This is a genomic window from Faecalibacterium sp. OF03-6AC (assembly GCF_003478175.1).
In the GTDB taxonomy this organism is placed as follows: domain Bacteria; phylum Bacillota; class Clostridia; order Oscillospirales; family Ruminococcaceae; genus Faecalibacterium; species Faecalibacterium taiwanense.
The window spans coordinates 401744-416863 of the sequence record NZ_QUEN01000001.1 but is presented as its reverse complement, the minus strand read 5'-3'; the positions used below and the strand labels follow the sequence as shown (position 1 = coordinate 416863).

10 protein-coding genes are annotated in these 15120 nt (G+C 59.3%); all 10 read right to left on the bottom strand.

Annotated elements, in window-relative coordinates:
• Positions 1–184: 184 nt before the first annotated feature.
• Positions 185–1921, bottom strand: a complete 1737-nt coding sequence (locus DXA66_RS01945) for a class I adenylate-forming enzyme family protein (protein ID WP_118526482.1) — start codon at positions 1919–1921, stop codon at positions 185–187.
• 218 nt (positions 1922–2139) lie between these two features.
• Complete coding sequence (locus DXA66_RS01940) at positions 2140–3069, bottom strand: ATP-binding cassette domain-containing protein (protein WP_118526480.1); 930 nt, start codon at positions 3067–3069, stop codon at positions 2140–2142.
• A 1-nt stretch (position 3070) separates the two neighbouring features.
• On the bottom strand, positions 3071–4123 hold the full coding sequence (locus tag DXA66_RS01935) for an ABC transporter ATP-binding protein (RefSeq protein ID WP_118526478.1): 1053 nt from the start codon (positions 4121–4123) through the stop codon (positions 3071–3073).
• A gap of 12 nt (positions 4124–4135) precedes the next feature.
• Complete coding sequence (locus tag DXA66_RS01930) at positions 4136–5167, bottom strand: ABC transporter permease (RefSeq protein WP_118526476.1); 1032 nt, start codon at positions 5165–5167, stop codon at positions 4136–4138.
• The gene (locus DXA66_RS01925) at positions 5167–6108 is read right to left on the bottom strand and encodes an ABC transporter permease (RefSeq protein ID WP_118526474.1); all 942 of its coding nucleotides are present in this window, start codon (positions 6106–6108) and stop codon (positions 5167–5169) included. Before DXA66_RS01925 ends, DXA66_RS01930 begins: the two co-directional genes overlap by 1 nt.
• 255 nt (positions 6109–6363) lie before the next feature.
• Positions 6364–8397 (bottom strand): ABC transporter substrate-binding protein, encoded by a 2034-nt coding sequence (locus DXA66_RS01920; RefSeq protein WP_243089012.1) that lies wholly within the window; start codon positions 8395–8397, stop codon positions 6364–6366.
• A 154-nt stretch (positions 8398–8551) separates the two neighbouring features.
• Positions 8552–9913, bottom strand: coding sequence for a 4Fe-4S dicluster domain-containing protein (locus DXA66_RS01915; protein ID WP_118526470.1), 1362 nt, complete (start codon positions 9911–9913; stop codon positions 8552–8554).
• A 3-nt stretch (positions 9914–9916) separates the two neighbouring features.
• Positions 9917–10891 (bottom strand): trigger factor, encoded by a 975-nt coding sequence (tig, locus tag DXA66_RS01910; RefSeq protein ID WP_118526468.1) that lies wholly within the window; start codon positions 10889–10891, stop codon positions 9917–9919.
• A 36-nt stretch (positions 10892–10927) separates the two neighbouring features.
• The gene (locus DXA66_RS01905; protein ID WP_118526466.1) at positions 10928–12847 is read right to left on the bottom strand and encodes a hypothetical protein; all 1920 of its coding nucleotides are present in this window, start codon (positions 12845–12847) and stop codon (positions 10928–10930) included.
• 135 nt (positions 12848–12982) lie between these two features.
• Positions 12983–14932: a 1,4-alpha-glucan branching protein GlgB gene (gene glgB / locus DXA66_RS01900; protein ID WP_118526464.1), complete on the bottom strand. Its 1950-nt coding sequence runs from the start codon at positions 14930–14932 to the stop codon at positions 12983–12985.
• Positions 14933–15120 lie beyond the last annotated feature (188 nt).

Sequence of the window (15120 nt, the reverse complement as noted above, 5' to 3'; positions counted from 1 at the left end):
TGACTGCACCTGTGCGGCACAGCTGTTGTCTCTATGATAAAATGGAAAGTAAAAATTGTCAACTGACAAAATTCAAAAAATTGCGGCCATTGCTGCATCCGTATTCTGCGGTTTCTTCCATACAAAAAAGCTCCCCCTTTCGGGAGAGCTCAGTGTCTGAAAAATTACAGAGTGAAGTTCAGGATCAATAATCGCGGGGAGTGATCTCTTCTTCCAGCTTGCGGTAGTCCACCTTGCCAACAGGGGTAAAGGGCATTTCGGAGATGAACTTGTAGCCCACCGGCTGCACATACTCCGGCAGCTCTTCCTTGCACAGCTGGCGCAGCTCCCGCACGATCTGGCGCTTCTTCTTGTCGGCCTCCGGGTCCAGCACCACATACACGAAAGGCAGACGGCCCTGCACATGGTCCTTATCGGTGCAGCCCACCACCGAGCACTGATGCACGGCCGGGTGGCGGCTGATGACGTTCTCGATCATGGACGGGAACACCTTGAAGCCATCGTGACGGATGATCATGCGCTTGATGCGGGAATCCAGATACACAAAGCCGTCCTCGTCCATGTAGCCGACATCGCCGGTGTGTGCCCAGATCTGGCCGTCTGCATGGCGGCGCAGGATCATGTCGGTCTCCTCGGGCTTATTGTAGTAGCCCTTCATGACGGTGGGGGTGCAGATGCAGATCTCGCCGCGCTCACCGATGGGCAGTTCGGTCTCGGTGCCAGGCTCAAAAATGGACACCACCGTGTTCAGCATGGGAATGCCCACGCTGCCGGGCTTGGTCACGTTGCCGGCGGCAACGGTAGCGGCAGAGGCGACCTCGGTCATGCCGTAGCCCTTGGCCAGCGGATATTCCACGTTGTGCGCCTTCAGGAACTCGTTCACAGTCAGCTCAGCGCCCAGCGGCAGCGAGTCGCCGCCGGCAGCATAGTTGCGGATGAAGGAGAGATCCTTCTTCTTCTTGAGCAGCGGGGAAGCTGCCATCTGCTGGTAGTGGGCCGGAACGCCGAACATGTGCTCGGGCTTGTGCTTCCAGATCAGTGCGCCCAGCTTGTCGGGGTCCAGATTGGGGATGATAACGACGTGCAGGCCCATGACCAACGGCATGTGCACGCCGCAGGCATAGCCGTAGGCAATGAACGGAGGCATGACGTTCATCAGCTTCTGGCCGCGGCAGAACAGGTTGCTCTGGGCGATGAATTCGTGGGCCAGAGAGTTAAAGCTGTCGTCGGTCAGCATAACACCCTTGGGCGAACCGGTGGTGCCGCCGGTGTGCACCACCACGCAGGCGTGCTGCGGGTCGTAGGGCTCGGCATTCATGCTCTGATCCTTGCCCTGTGCAATAAAGTCCTTCCAGTGGATCACGTTGGACTTGTAGCGGTTCTTATCGGGGTTGGTCAGCTTGTAGCCGACGGCCAGATGCAGCGGCAGGGAGTCTGCGGGGCTGATGACCAGAACGCGCTCCACATTGGTGCGCTTTTCTGCCTTGTGGCAGCGCTCATAGGTCACATTCAGGCAGATCAGCAGACGGGAATCTACCTCTTCGATGTACTCGTGGATGCCCTCAACGCTGTAGCGCGGGTCCACCAGATTCAGCGTTGCGCCGATCATATCAACAGCGTAGAAGGCGTAGATCACCTCGGGGGTCATCACACTGACAACGGTGATGATGTCGCCCTTCTTCACGCCGAGAGCACGGAAGGCGGCCGCGGTTTTCTTGACATTCACAAAGAGGTCTGCAAAGGTGAATTTGCGGCCATAATACTCCAGAGCGGTCTCGCTCAGGTGGTTTTTGTTCTGATGGCACAGAAACTCAAAGGCGCTGCACTTGGGCAGGGGCATGTCGATGTATTTCTGGTCATAGTACTTCAGCCAGGGCTTCGCAGTGGACGCATAGAGCGGTTCACGCTGTTCAGTAGTCATAGAATAAAGTCCTCTTTTCTTTCTTCTTTTCATTGCTAAAAGCCGACAGCTTTGCAAGAAAGATGAAAGCCGTCGGTCAGAACAAGCTAATAACTCAAAAATCAGAATCAATGATGCAGATTCTATTGTAGTGGAGCTGTCTGAGAATGTCAAGGAATAAACTATGAACGTTGCGTAAAAGAGCCGTAAAACAACGATTCAGCCCGAAATGTCAGGGGTCAGCGCGGCAGCCACTGCTCCGCCTCGGCGGCGCTGCACAGCACAAAATGCGCAGGCCGCAGCTCGCGCCACTGGGGGGCCTCTCTGGAGTAGTCGTGCATGGCGGGGTCGTACACCAGCAGCTTTTTCTGCCGCTCCCGGCGGGGGTCCGGCATGGGAATGGCGGAAAGCAGGCTGCGGGTATAGGGGTGGATGGCGTGGACCGTCAACTCTTCAGCTTCGGCCAGCTCCACGATGCGGCCCTTGCGGATGACGGCGATGCGGTCGGAGATGTAGCGCATCACGGAAAGATCGTGGGCGATGAACAGGTAGGTGATGCCGCGTTCCTTCTGCAGGCGGCGCAGCAGGTTCAGCACCTGTGCACGGATGGACATATCCAGTGCGCTGATGGGCTCATCGGCAATGATGAACTCCGGTTCCACGATCAGGGCCCGGGCAATGCCGATGCGCTGGCGCTGTCCGCCGGAAAATTCGTGGGGGAAGCGGGAGGCAAATTCCGGCAGCAGACCCACGTCCAGCAGAGCCTGACGCACCTTTTCCTCCCGCTGGGCGGTGGAAAAATCAGGCCGGACGTTCTGCAGGCCCTCGCCCACGATATAGCTCACCTTGGCGCGCTCGTTCAGCGAGGACTGCGGGTCCTGAAAGATCATCTGGATCTCTTTGATGATCTGCCTGTCCAGCTGGCGGGAAATTCTGCCGTTGATCTTCTGGCCCTTATAAAGGATCTCGCCGCCGGAGGTGGGCAGAATGCGCAGGATGGCGCGGCCAATGGTAGTTTTGCCGCTGCCGCTTTCGCCTACAAGGCCGAAGGTCTCGCCCTTATAAATTTTAAAGTTGGCATCCTGCACAGCTTCATATGCTTTTTTGCCGGAGCCGTAAGTCACGTTCAGGTGGTTCACTTCCACAAGAACTTCGCGTTCATTTCCCATCTTACAGCCCCTCCTCTCGCAGCATTTTTACCGCAGCAGGCGGCTCGATCTTGGGTGCCCGGGGGTCCAGCAGCCATGTTTTGGCCTTGTGGGTGGGCGTTACCTCAAAGTAAGGCGGGCGCTTGACAAAATCGATTTTGAGCGCCTGCGGGTTGCGGGGCGCAAAAGCATCGCCGCGAATTTCCGCAAACAGGTTTGGCGGTGTGCCCACGATGTTGAACAGGTCCTCGCCCTTCACGCCCATCTGGGGCATACTGGAAAGCAGTGCCCATGTATAGGGGTGGCGGGGATCGTAATAAATTTCGTCAGCAGTGCCGATCTCCACGATATCGCCTGCGTACATCACAGCCACGCGGTCTGCAATGTTTGCCACAACGCCCAGATCGTGGGTGATCATGACGATGGTCAGATCGTACTTGAACCGCATCTCCTTCAAAAGCTGCAAAATCTGGGCTTGAATGGTCACGTCCAGTGCGGTGGTAGGCTCGTCGCAGATCAGAATTTTGGGGCTGCAGGCCACCGCAATGGCAATGACCGCACGCTGGCGCATGCCGCCGGAGAACTCGTGCGGGTACTGCTTAAAGCGCTTTTCCGGGTCAGAGATGCCCACATCCCGCAGGTATTCCAGCGTTTTTTCCTTGGCGGCAGCACCCTTTAAGCCCTGATGCAGGGCAACAGCTTCCATGATCTGAGCCCCGATGGTCTTCAGCGGGTTCAGGCTGGTCATGGGGTCCTGCATGATCATGGCAATCTCTCGGCCGCGCACCCGCAGCCAGTCCTTTTCGGTTCTGATGTCAGAAAGGCGCAGCGGTGCACCCTCTGCCATACCGTAGTAATCAATGGTGCCGCTGGTAATGGAGCCGTTGGCATCCAGCAGGCCCATGAAGCTCTTGGTGAACACGCTCTTGCCGGAGCCGCTCTCGCCCACGATGGCGAGCACTTCGCCCTGATAGAGGTCAAGGTCGATGCCGCGGATGGCATGCAGCACTTTTCCACGCAGGTTGAACTGGATGTTGACATCTTTTGCGGAGAGAATGAGCTGGTTGTGTTCCATGATATCCCCTCCTTACTGCAGATGGTTCTTCGGATCGGCAGCATCCGAGAAAGCGTTGCCGATCAGATAGAACGCAATGGTAACAAAGCTCAGGATGAGGGTGGGGTACAGCAGCTGGTAGCGCAGCCCGGCCTGCATCATCACCTTGCGGCCGTCGTTGACCAGGTTGCCCAGCGAGGGGGTCTCCACGGACAGGCCCAGACCGATGTAGGTGATGAACACCTCGTTGCCAATGGCTTCCGGGATGGTGAGGGCCATGCGCAGCATGATGACCGAGACGAGATACGGCAGCAGGTTGCGCAGCACGATGCGGATGGTGGGCGTGCCGATGCAGCGGGATGCCACATTGTAATCCCGGTCGCGGATGATGAGGATCTGATTGCGGATGAAGCGTGCCATTTCGATCCAGCCCTTGATGGCCATGCCAAGGACCATGGTCCAGATGCTGGGGGTGGCTACATAGGAAATGAGGATCAGCACGATGGCGGTGGGAATGTTATCGAAGATGTTGTACAACTCGGTGAACACAAAGTCCAGCCCGCGCACATAGCCCCACAGCACACCGGCGGTAATGCCCACCACAGCTTCGATGAGGGCCACGAAGAAGGCGATAGTCAGACTGGTGCGTGCACCGGCCCAGATGCGTGTCCACAGGTCCTGACCGATGGAGTTGGAACCCCAGATAAAGCCGTCCTGCCCGGGGGCGATGTTGCGGTACTGGATGCCGGTCACAGGGTCCACGGCGCACAGGTTCGGGTCAGCCTGGCCGGGCAGGTGGGGCTGGATGAATGCAAAGGCAACCACAGCTGCCAGCGCGATCAGCAGGGCCACGGCGAACTTGTTCTTGAAAAAGGCACGGAAGGTGCTGCCCCAGTAGCTGTAGTTGGAGCTGGCGGTGGCTTCGGCCTGCGCCTCACTGAACCCGGCGGGGGTGAACAGCTCATCCTCCGGCAGATTTTCCCAGCCGGTGCGGCGCTGTGCCTGAGCAGCATTCAGCTTATCCTCCAGCTGCTTCGATTTTTCGCGTTTCAGAAAAGAGAGCATCAGCGTCCACCTTCTTTCTTGCCAAAGTTGATGCGGGGGTCAATGAGCACCATGAGCACATCGCCCAAGATCAGGCCGATGATGCCCACGCAGGCGTACAGCAGCACGATGCCCTGCACCATGGTGTTGTCGTGGCGCTGCACACAGGTGACCAGCAGGCCGCCCATGCCCGGGATGCTGTACAGGCTTTCGATGTAGATGGAGCCGACGACGGTGTTCAGGAATGCGGAGGGAATGTACTGCACTAGTGGCACCATGGCGTTGCGGAATACGTGGTGCAGGGCGATATTGTTCTCGCTCACGCCCTTGGCGCGGGCCAGCTTGACGTAGTCCTTGTTGCTCTCGTCCACCATATAGCGGCGCAGCCACATGGCGTAGAACGCAAGGTTTGCAAGGCTCATGCTGCACACCGGCAGCACCCAATAGCGCCAGTCGGAAGCGTCGAACAGCAGGCCCACGCCCATGGCGGTGGTGCCGTACATCTGGATATACAAAAAGTACACTGCCGCAGGCACCGCCTGAATGAGCACGATGAATGCCGTGCCCAGCTTATCCGGCCAGCGGCCCTTATAACGGCCCATGACAAGGCCCAGCGGGATGCCCAGCACAAGGCTCAGCAGCATGGCCAGCACACCCATTTCGATGGAAATGGGCAGCTTCTGGGCAAGGATCCTGGTCACGGGAGCGTTGAGCTTGTAAATGTGGCTCACGCCCAGATCACCGTGCAAAGCGTTCACCCAGAAATGGCCGATCTGTACCGGCAGCGGGTCCAGCAGGCCCATGGACTGCAAACCGGCCTGGATCTGTGCCTCGGTCATTTTTTCGTAGTTTGCAAAGTAGCCTTCCACCGGCATGAGCCGCAGCAGGCAGAACACCAGCGTCACAATGACGAACAGGGTCAGAATGGAACGCCCGATGCGTTTTGCGAGATATTGCACCATAGCTGTGCACCTCTCTTTTCGATTGAAATACAAGTAAATATAGCATACCGCAAATTGCGCCTTTTGGAAAGGGATTTGTGAGTTTTTGCGGGAAAATGAGGAGCAAACAAAAACTCCCTCAGCCTTTGCTGCGCAAAGCCAGCTCCCTCGGGGAGGGAGCCCTTGGCATGACGGGAAAGTTTCCGGTTTCGCCAGAGGCCCCATCCCAGAGGGGGCTGTCTGCGCAGCAGACTGGGGGAGTTTCCGATTCAGTTTTTACCGCGCATCCCGGTTGGCATTATACTCGTCCATGGAAACGTAGTGGTCGAGGATGTGCACGCCCTTCAGACGGTTGGTGGAAAGGCCTGTGGGCGCGTACTGGCCCTCCCACAGGTTCAGGCGGGTGGCAATGTAGGGCGGCACCGGCATCCCCAGCGGGATGACCAGTGCGTTCTCAATGAGAAAGGCTTCGGCATCCGCAAAGGCTTCGTACCGGGCATCCAGATCCTCGGTGATGGTCTTGGCGTTCTCCACCATGGACATGTACTGCATCACGAGGTCGGCGGTCTCGCCGGTCACGATGCCGTCCTCCACGCCGGTGCGCAGGAAGCTGTAGCAGGTGCCGCGGTCGCCGGCTTCCTGATAGAAGGGGTACACCTCGGTCTCGGGGTCGGAGTAATCGGCACCCCAGTAGTAGGACATCAGCTGGTAGGCACCCGCCCGGCGCACCGCGTTCAGGAAGTTGTCGGACGGACCCTGCGTGATGATGATGCTGATGAAGTCGAAGCCGTCGTTCAGCACGGCTTCCACCTGCTGCTTGAACACCTGACACTGCTTGTCCCAGTCCACCACAGCGGGGTTGTACGGATACTGGATCTTGATGGGGAAGGTGACACCGGCGGCGGTCAGCTCTTCCACGGCGGCATCACGGTACTCTTTGGCCTTGGCTTCGTCAAAGAAGTCGGAGAGGTTTGCAAGGCCGCCGCACTCAGTATAATCCACGCCTTTGCTGTTGGCACAGAAGGACGGCGGAGTGATGGTGTGCAGCTTGTAGTTATCGTAGCCTTCCGGCGCGGTGACGGCCAGCGTCACAGACGGATTGATGGCATACAGGAAAGCCCTGCGGAAGTTGGTGGAGTTGATGGCCTTGGCCCAATTGTCCGGCTCGTACTGGGCATCCACGCCGGTCACGGTCCAGTTTGAGAACTCGTGGCGGTAGGGCAGGAAGTTGAAGATGTAGAAGTAGCTCTTGCCGGTTTCCGGGCGCTCCATGGAAACCATGTCCTTGGTGGTGTCGTCGGCCAGCCAGCTGTCCAGAATGTCGGAGCTGATGGTAGCCTGATCGATCTCGCCGCGCTTGACCATCTCCGGGCCGCTGATCAGCTCTTCCTGATTGTAGATGTAGCGCACCGTGTCGATGTAAACGCTGTCGGCATCGTAGTTTTCGGGGTTCTTCTTCATCACCCAGTTTTCCAGCGGAGTGTACTCGGCCAGATAGAACGCGCCGCAGCTGCAGGCGGTCTCGGCACTGGTGCAGAACTGGTCGGCAAACTCCTCCAGCAGCGGGCCGTAGGCAGGCTCGTAGGGAGCATAGCTCAACAGGCTGAGGAAGCCAGGAAAGTCGAAGTTCAACGTGTAGGTCAGGGTGTGGTCGTCCACAGCCTTCACGCCCACTGTGGAAAAATCCACAGCCGGGTATTCGGTGGTGGTGCCGTCGGCGGCAGCGGCGGTCACGGTGCCGTTGGCATCAATGGCGTAGGTGGTGCCGTCCTCGGCCACGGTGCCGTTATTGGCGTTGTTGCGGTAAACGCAGTAGTTATAGTAGTCGTCCGCACCGGCCACATAGGGGGTGACAAGGCTTGCAGTGGAGGATGCGTAGTCCGGGTCCAGCACATAGGCCAGCGCATCCACAAAGTCCTGCGCGGTCACAGGGCCAAGCACCTCGCCGTTGCAGTCCACCCAGTTCTCATCCCGCAGGTGGAAGGTCCATGTCAGGCTGTCGGCATCCCACTCCCAAGCAGTGGCAAGGCCCTCCCGGATCTTGCCGCGGTTGTCGTACTCCACCAGCGTGTCGATGCACTGGGTGCCGTGGTAAAGGTCCGGGTCAGCTGAGCAGACCAGATAGTTCAGGGTGGCGGGCTGACGGGAATACAGCACGGTGTAGGTGGAGCTGCTGCCGGCAGCGCCGGTGCTGCCGCCATTGGAAGCGGAAGAGCCGCCGCAGCTGCTCAGCAGACCAGCCGCTGCCACAGAAAGGGCGGCTGCGCCGCTGCCTTGCAGGAACTGGCGGCGGGAGATGGAATGAGCCATAGTAAAATCCTTCTTTCGTAAGATCTTGGCAAAAGCTTGCTTCGTGCTTTGGGATAAGAAAGGGGTAACGGAAATAGCTCCGTTACCCCTTTGTAACAGTCGGTGGCCACGGTGCGTGGTCTTATGGTCAGTATAGCATTGAATCTGTGCGCCGTCAATCGTTTTTCGGTGTGTCGGGCACATCCTTTTCTGCGGTGTTTTCCGGTGCGGCAGCAGGGGCTTCGTCCAGCGCGGCGGGGGCTGCTTTTTCCGGGGTCAGCGCTGTGATGACGGAACCGGCCGCAGCAGGCACGGCAGCGGCCACGGCGGTTTCCGCGGGGGCGGCAGCGGTCTCGGCAGAAACAGCGACACCGGCTTCCTCCGCTGCCTTTGCGGCCTCCTCGGCAGCCTTTTTGGCTTCGCGTTCCTCACGCAGCTGCTTTGCCTTGGCAGCGGCTTCTTCCTGCCGCTTTTTGGTGCGAGCCTTGATGCGGCACACGGTGCACACACCATCCACACTGCCCGGCGCAATGGGCTTGCCGCATTCCTTGCACAGGGTCTTGGTGCATTTGTGTACACTTACCGGGCCAAGGGTGGTGAGCTGGCGCAGCTTCATGCCGTCGATGCCATGGTTGGAGCAGGAGGCCACGCACACCTCGCACTCGCTGCACTTCCACGGCGTGATGACGATGCGGGTCTGGCCGTCGGGCAGGTCCTCCAGCTTCAGCGCACCGGCGCGGCAGGCCTTTTCGCACTTGCCGCAGCCAAAGCATTTATCGGTAAAGTTGGGCAGGTAGTAGCCGTACTTCAGCGGCGTTTCCATGGATGCCTTCAGCTGCTTTGTGCGCTGGTGCAGCAAAAGGCGGAAATCCACACCGCCGTCGTCCTCGCTGTGCAGGCCGGGCAGCATCTGCAGCAGCTTTTTGGTGCCGCTCTTGGAGCCGTGGCTCACCTGCTCAAACATTTCGCGGCGGCTCAGCTCCTTTACGTGGTAGAGCGCTTCGTCCGGCTCGTAGGCCAGAGTGAACCGTGCCTCGAACATGGGCTGGCCAAAGAAATCCACAAGCCTTGTCAGCTCCTTGCGCAGCTGGGCGGCGCACAGGTCGTTCTCACATTCACCGCAGGGGGTCAGGTCCAGCACGATCTTTTTGTTCAGGGCAAGGTAGGCCAGCGTCTCCCATGTGAGGGCCGCAATGCAGGTGCGCACCACGCTATTTTTGCGGGTGGATTTTTCACAGCCGATCCAGATGGTGTCATTGTCGGTATCGGCGGCAGAGGTGTCCCGCTGCACCTGCTCTGGCGAAGGGATGATGCAGCCGCTGCGGCAGGCAGAGACGCACAGGCCGCACTCGGTGCAGGGGTCCCAGTCCTTGACGAGGTTCGGGCGGGTAAAGATCTGTTCGCCATAGGGGCAGATATCCTTGCACTCGGTGCAGGGCTTGCGATGGGGATGCAGGTTCCAGCACTGGCGGCGGTTGATCTCGGGATGGGTAGTTTTCATCAGCATATCCATCGCGGTGCGTGTAAAAAAGCCCATAGTTTACTCCTTTTCCACAACCGAAGTGATGTTTGCGTGGTCGATCAGGAAACGCTGCACCTTCTGAGTGGTCACGGCAGAGGCCACAGCGTCCCGGCTGAGCACATTGCGGATCTCGGCTTCCGGGGTATCGTGCAGCTTGGAAAGGCGGACGTACTCGGCATCCACCTCTGCGTTGGACACGGTGATCTGTTCGGCCTTGGCTATGGCCTGCACCGCAAGGATGCTGCGCATCTTGCGCTCGGCATCCCGGCGGAAGGCGGCGCGCACCTCGTCCGGTGTGGTCTGGCCTGCCTTGCAGTACAGCTCCATGGTCATCTTGCTGCGGCGCAGCCGTTCGCGCAGGGCGTTCATGTCATGGTCGGCATTCTGGTCCAGAATGGCGTTATCCAGCTCCGCCGTCAGGTTGGCACCGGCCATGCCCAGCAGGGCGGCTCCGGCAATTCGGTCGGCGTTGGCCTCGTGGGAGCGGCGCTTCTTTTCGCGGATGCTCTCCTTCAGGGCATCCACCGTATCAAAGCCCAGTGTCTTGGCAAAGGCATCGTCCAGCGGTACAGGCTGCTTTTGCTCCACGGTGTGCAGGGTGATGGCGAACTGTGCTGTTTTGCCGGAAAGCTCCGGCACCCGGAACTCGGCGGGATAGGTAAAATCGAACCGGAAACTCTCGCCTGCCCTGTGGCCGTACACGGCATCCTCGGCGGCGGGCATCAGCTGACCGGTGCCCAGCACCACCGTGACATTTTCCATTCGGCTGTCCGGGATGGGTGCGCCGTCCATGAAGCCCTCAAAATCCAGCGTGACGCGCATCCCGCGTGCGGCGGGCAGCTCCACCGGCAGAAAGGGGGCATGGGTGCGGGTGAGGTTTGAAGCCTCCAGCTCCACGGCCTTTTCCGATACCGGGCGCACCCGGCGGGTGAATTCCAGCCCCTTGTATTGGCCCAGCGTGACCTTGGGCAGGGCGTTCGCATTCTGTTCCATGGGAAATACTCCTTTTATATCCAAAGCGTTTGCAATTTAAAGTCCATGTCCGGCAAGCCAGGCTTCCGCCACCTGCGAGAACATTTCGGGGTAGAGGGCATCCTCCTGCGCGAAGGCATCCAGATAATATTCCACCTCAGCCCGGTCGGCAGGCTCGGTGCGCTCCCACACGGTGAACACGGTGCCGTTGCCCATGTCAAAGCTGGCGGCCTGCGTAAAGTGCTCATCCCGCGCGGCGCAGAAGAGGGCATTCCACCGGCCGGAGAGCTCGCCACCGCTGACAAAGGTCTGGGGGAGCGGCTCTGCGGTGAGCACATACTTCGCCTCAAAGAACCGCACCGGGAACTCGTGGGTGCCCGGGATGGAGATGCCGGCGGCCAGCTTGCCCTGCAGCTGGATGTCCGGCAGGGCGGCGTACTGGAATATGTCCGAGTTGTACAGCATATCGTGGGGGATCATGTAGGCGAACTCGCCCTTTTCCGCATCGCAGTGGGCATCGATCCAGTCGTCCACGCGCTGGATCTGGGCGGCATCGGTGCGGTCGTAGGTGAGCTTGTCCAGCCGGACGAATTCCGACACGGCCTTGAGGGGAAAATGATCCACCACAAAGCCCGGCAGAGCAACGGTGGTCAGCGGCGAGCAGCGCACGGACACCGCAAACACCATGGTAAAGCCCCAGTAGCAGAGCTTGACGGCGGTGTGTTTTTTCAGGCCGTCGGCCAGTGCGGCGGAACCAACGAGGAACAGCAGCAGCCACCCCGGCACGAACAGCAGCATCTGGTGGGAGCCGGTGTTCTGTACCCGGGTAAACAGCACAAGGCTCACCAGCAGCTCTGCCCCTGCAAGGCAGGGCAGGGCAGGCAGACGGCGTTTTGCGGCAAACCACAGCCCCATTCCGATGAGGATGAAGTTCAGCAAACCGATGCGCAGTGTCTGTGCGGCCAGCTCCAGCGTGATGCCGCCGAAGTTGTAGTAAGAGTAGCGCCCGGCGTAGTCAAAGCTTAAAATTTTGCGCACCATGGGCAGAAGCAGCAGCACCATGGCCCCGGCCGCACACAGGCCGAACACGGCCAGCCGGACGAGGCGGTGCACAGCCCGGGACTGCTGGCCGCTTTTTGCCAGCCGGATGCTGGAAACTGCCAGCATCACCACGTAGGCAAAGCAGTAGCCCACCACAAAATATAAGTACCAGCGCCGGGTGAGGATGATGCCCGCCGTGGCGGCGAAGATGAGCAGATAGCGGGGCAGATCGATGCCGTCAAAGCGGTAGTCCAGTGTGAGCAGCATAAGCATGAAGGCAAAGATCAGCCCGAACCAGTCCGGCTGGCCCAGCACCGCCGACATGCGCACGAACGGGAAAGTAGCGCACCACGAAAAGCCGATGAGGAAATACCAGAACCGGTTCTTTACCCGTAGCATCCGGCCCACCTTGACCGTCAGGCCCGCCAGCAGCACCAGCAGGCTGGGCAGTACGCTGAATACCTGACAGAATGCGTAGTCGTCGCCGGTCTTGCCGCTCAGGCAGAACGGGAACTCGGTGAACAGGGTGATGAAATTCGTATAGTCCTCGGTGATGGAATCGAGGAGAAACCGGAAGCCTGCGCCTGTGCTCTGGGCAAAGGCGGCTTCGGCATGATACTGCTTTAGAATGTAGTTTACGTAGTCCCAGTGGTAGAGGAAGGTGCGGCTGCTGAGGGTCCAGTAAAAGTAAAGCACGGCCGCTGCCCACAGGCCCACCAGCACCGCCTTGTGGAACAGGTCCAGCTCCACACCGGCCCGGCGCAGCACCAGCAGCGCCAGCGCAAACAGCGCTGCATTGCACCACAGGCTCAGCAACGGGAAAAACAGGCCGCTGCCCGGTGCGGCAAGGCCGAATACGATAAGCGCCATCGCTCCGGCAGCAAGGCCCAGCCAGACCTTGCCAAGGACAGACAGACGGGAAACGATTCCACTCATCCCAAAAACCTCTCAGCTGCAGAATATCACAGCTACAGTATAGCAAGCAAAATCTGCACTGTCCAGCCGCTGTGCACGGAAAACAACAAAATGTCCCGCCGCTTTGAACGCAGACGGGACATTTTGAAACGAATATTACTTGCTGGAATTGGCTGTGGCCTTTGTGCTGCGGGCAGCGCGGCGCTTTGCGTTCAGGGCTTTGTTGGCGCTGATGCGGGCCGCATCGGGGTTCGGGGCCTCCGGCGCAAGGCGCAGCAGGCAGCTGCCCATGGCAGGCAGGTCTACTGTAAGGGTATAGTCCCGACCAAACACACCGCCATCGGTGGTGTGAAGCTTTGTCTTGCGGCGGCCCTTCAGTGCACCGCCCCACTCGGGGGATTCGGTGTTCAGCACCTCCTCGGCACTGCAGGGAAAGCGCAGATACAGCGGGAACTTTTTGTGGGCGTGGTCCTGCGTGTTCATGATGCACAGCAGGTTTTCGCCCCGGCCCTTGCGCAGCCATGCGTACACGCCCTCGCTGCGGCTCTCGCAGGCCACCCACTCAAAGCAGTCGGGGTTGTACTCGCCATCGTAGAGTGCAGGCTCAGTGGAATACACCCGGCACAGGTGGGCAAAGTACTTCTGGAACGCATCGTGGAAGGGGTATTTCAGCAGGTCCCAGTCCAGCTCCCGTTTTTCGTCCCACTCCCGGAAGTGTCCCATCTCGTTGCCCATGAAGTTCAGCTTCTTGCCCGGGTGCATGTACATATAAAAATAGAGGGTGCGCAGCTGGGCGCATTTTTCCGCATAGGTGCCCCACAGCTTATCAATGATGGTCTTTTTGCCGTGCACCACCTCGTCGTGGCTCAGCGCCAGCAGATACAGCTCGTTGTAGAAGTAGTGCATGCTGAAAACGATCTTGCCGTAGGCATTTGGCCGCTCACCGAAGGGGGTGGCAAAATAGTCCAGCGTATCATGCATCCAGCCCATGTCCCACTTGTAGTCGAAGCCCACGCCGTCGTAGCGGGTGGGAGCTGTCACCTTGAGGAAGTTGGTGGAGTCCTCTGCCATGTAGATGCCGGTGGGCCAGCGCTCGTTCAGGCCGTGGTTCAGGCTGCGCAGAAAGTTCACGGCACCCTCGTTCACGCCGCGGTTCGGGTCGCCCTGCCAGTACAGCGCGCGGGAGATGGCATCCATACGGATACCGTCACAGTGGTATACGTCCATCCACAGGGCGGCAGCGCTGTTCAAAAAGCTGCACACCTCGCGGCGGTAGTAGTTGAAGTTGCAGGTGCCCCACTCGCTGTGGCCCACATCGCTGTCGTACTCGTAGAGGTAGGTGCCGTCAAACTTTGCCAGAGCGTCGGCGTTGGCGGCAAAGTGCACCGGCACAAAGTCCATGATGACGCCGATGCCCATGCGGTGGCAGGCGTTGACGAAGCCGGCAAACTGGGCGGGGGTGCCGTAGCGGCTGGTGACGGAAAAATAGCCGGTGGTCTGGTAGCCCCAGCTGCCGTCGAAGGGATGTTCGGCCAGCGGCAGCAGCTCCACATGGGTAAAGTGATGGTCCAGCAGCCATGGGATCAGCTCCTTGGCCAGCTCCTCATAGTTGTACCAGCCGTCTGAGCCGTCCTCCTGCTTGCTGCCGGGCTTGTGCCGCCAGCTGCCAACGTGCATCTCGTAGATGTTCAGCGGGCGGTTGCGGCATTTGTCGCGGCGCTCCATCCATGCACTGTCATCAAAATGAAAGTCCAGTTTTGCCAGACGGCTGGCCGTGCCCGGCCGCAGCTCGGTGGAAAATGCGTAGGGGTCGCTGCGCATCACCACACTGCCGTCGGCGCCATGCACCCGGTATTTATAAAGGTCGCCCTCTGCAAGGCCGGGGACGAATGCGCTCCACACGCCGGTATCGGCTTTTTCCATGGGCACGCCTGCCTCCCAGCCGTCGAAGCCGCCGCAGACTTCCACTGCCGTGGCACCGGGGGCCCACACCGCAAAGCGCCACCCTTCGGTGCCGTTGTCGGAGCAGGGATGCGCACCAAGGATGCGATAGGCATCAAAGCAGTCTCCATTGAAGAATTCACGGGGAATGGCGGGGTAATTCATGCAAAGATCTCCTTACATTCTATGATAGGCAGCGCCCGGCGGCACTGCATGTGACACAGGTGTTTGGGCAATATATCCAATAAGAACAAGACGAAATGGGGCATAGTGGCTGATATTCTTGTCGATTCTTGACAAAAATCAGCAAAAATTAACATGTTTTACAGATTCTGTGCTATACTATTCCTGCC

Coding starts and splice junctions, on each gene's coding strand:
- DXA66_RS01920 (WP_243089012.1), bottom strand. CDS start 8,397: ATGGCTCATTCCATCTCCCGCCGCCAGTTCCTGCAAGGCAGCGGCGCA.
- glgB (WP_118526464.1), bottom strand. CDS start 14,932: ATGAATTACCCCGCCATTCCCCGTGAATTCTTCAATGGAGACTGCTTT.
- DXA66_RS01930 (WP_118526476.1), bottom strand. CDS start 5,167: ATGCTCTCTTTTCTGAAACGCGAAAAATCGAAGCAGCTGGAGGATAAG.
- tig (WP_118526468.1), bottom strand. CDS start 10,891: ATGGAACAGAATGCGAACGCCCTGCCCAAGGTCACGCTGGGCCAATAC.
- DXA66_RS01945 (WP_118526482.1), bottom strand. CDS start 1,921: ATGACTACTGAACAGCGTGAACCGCTCTATGCGTCCACTGCGAAGCCC.
- DXA66_RS01940 (WP_118526480.1), bottom strand. CDS start 3,069: ATGGGAAATGAACGCGAAGTTCTTGTGGAAGTGAACCACCTGAACGTG.
- DXA66_RS01925 (WP_118526474.1), bottom strand. CDS start 6,108: ATGGTGCAATATCTCGCAAAACGCATCGGGCGTTCCATTCTGACCCTG.
- DXA66_RS01915 (WP_118526470.1), bottom strand. CDS start 9,913: ATGGGCTTTTTTACACGCACCGCGATGGATATGCTGATGAAAACTACC.
- DXA66_RS01905 (WP_118526466.1), bottom strand. CDS start 12,847: ATGAGTGGAATCGTTTCCCGTCTGTCTGTCCTTGGCAAGGTCTGGCTG.
- DXA66_RS01935 (WP_118526478.1), bottom strand. CDS start 4,123: ATGGAACACAACCAGCTCATTCTCTCCGCAAAAGATGTCAACATCCAG.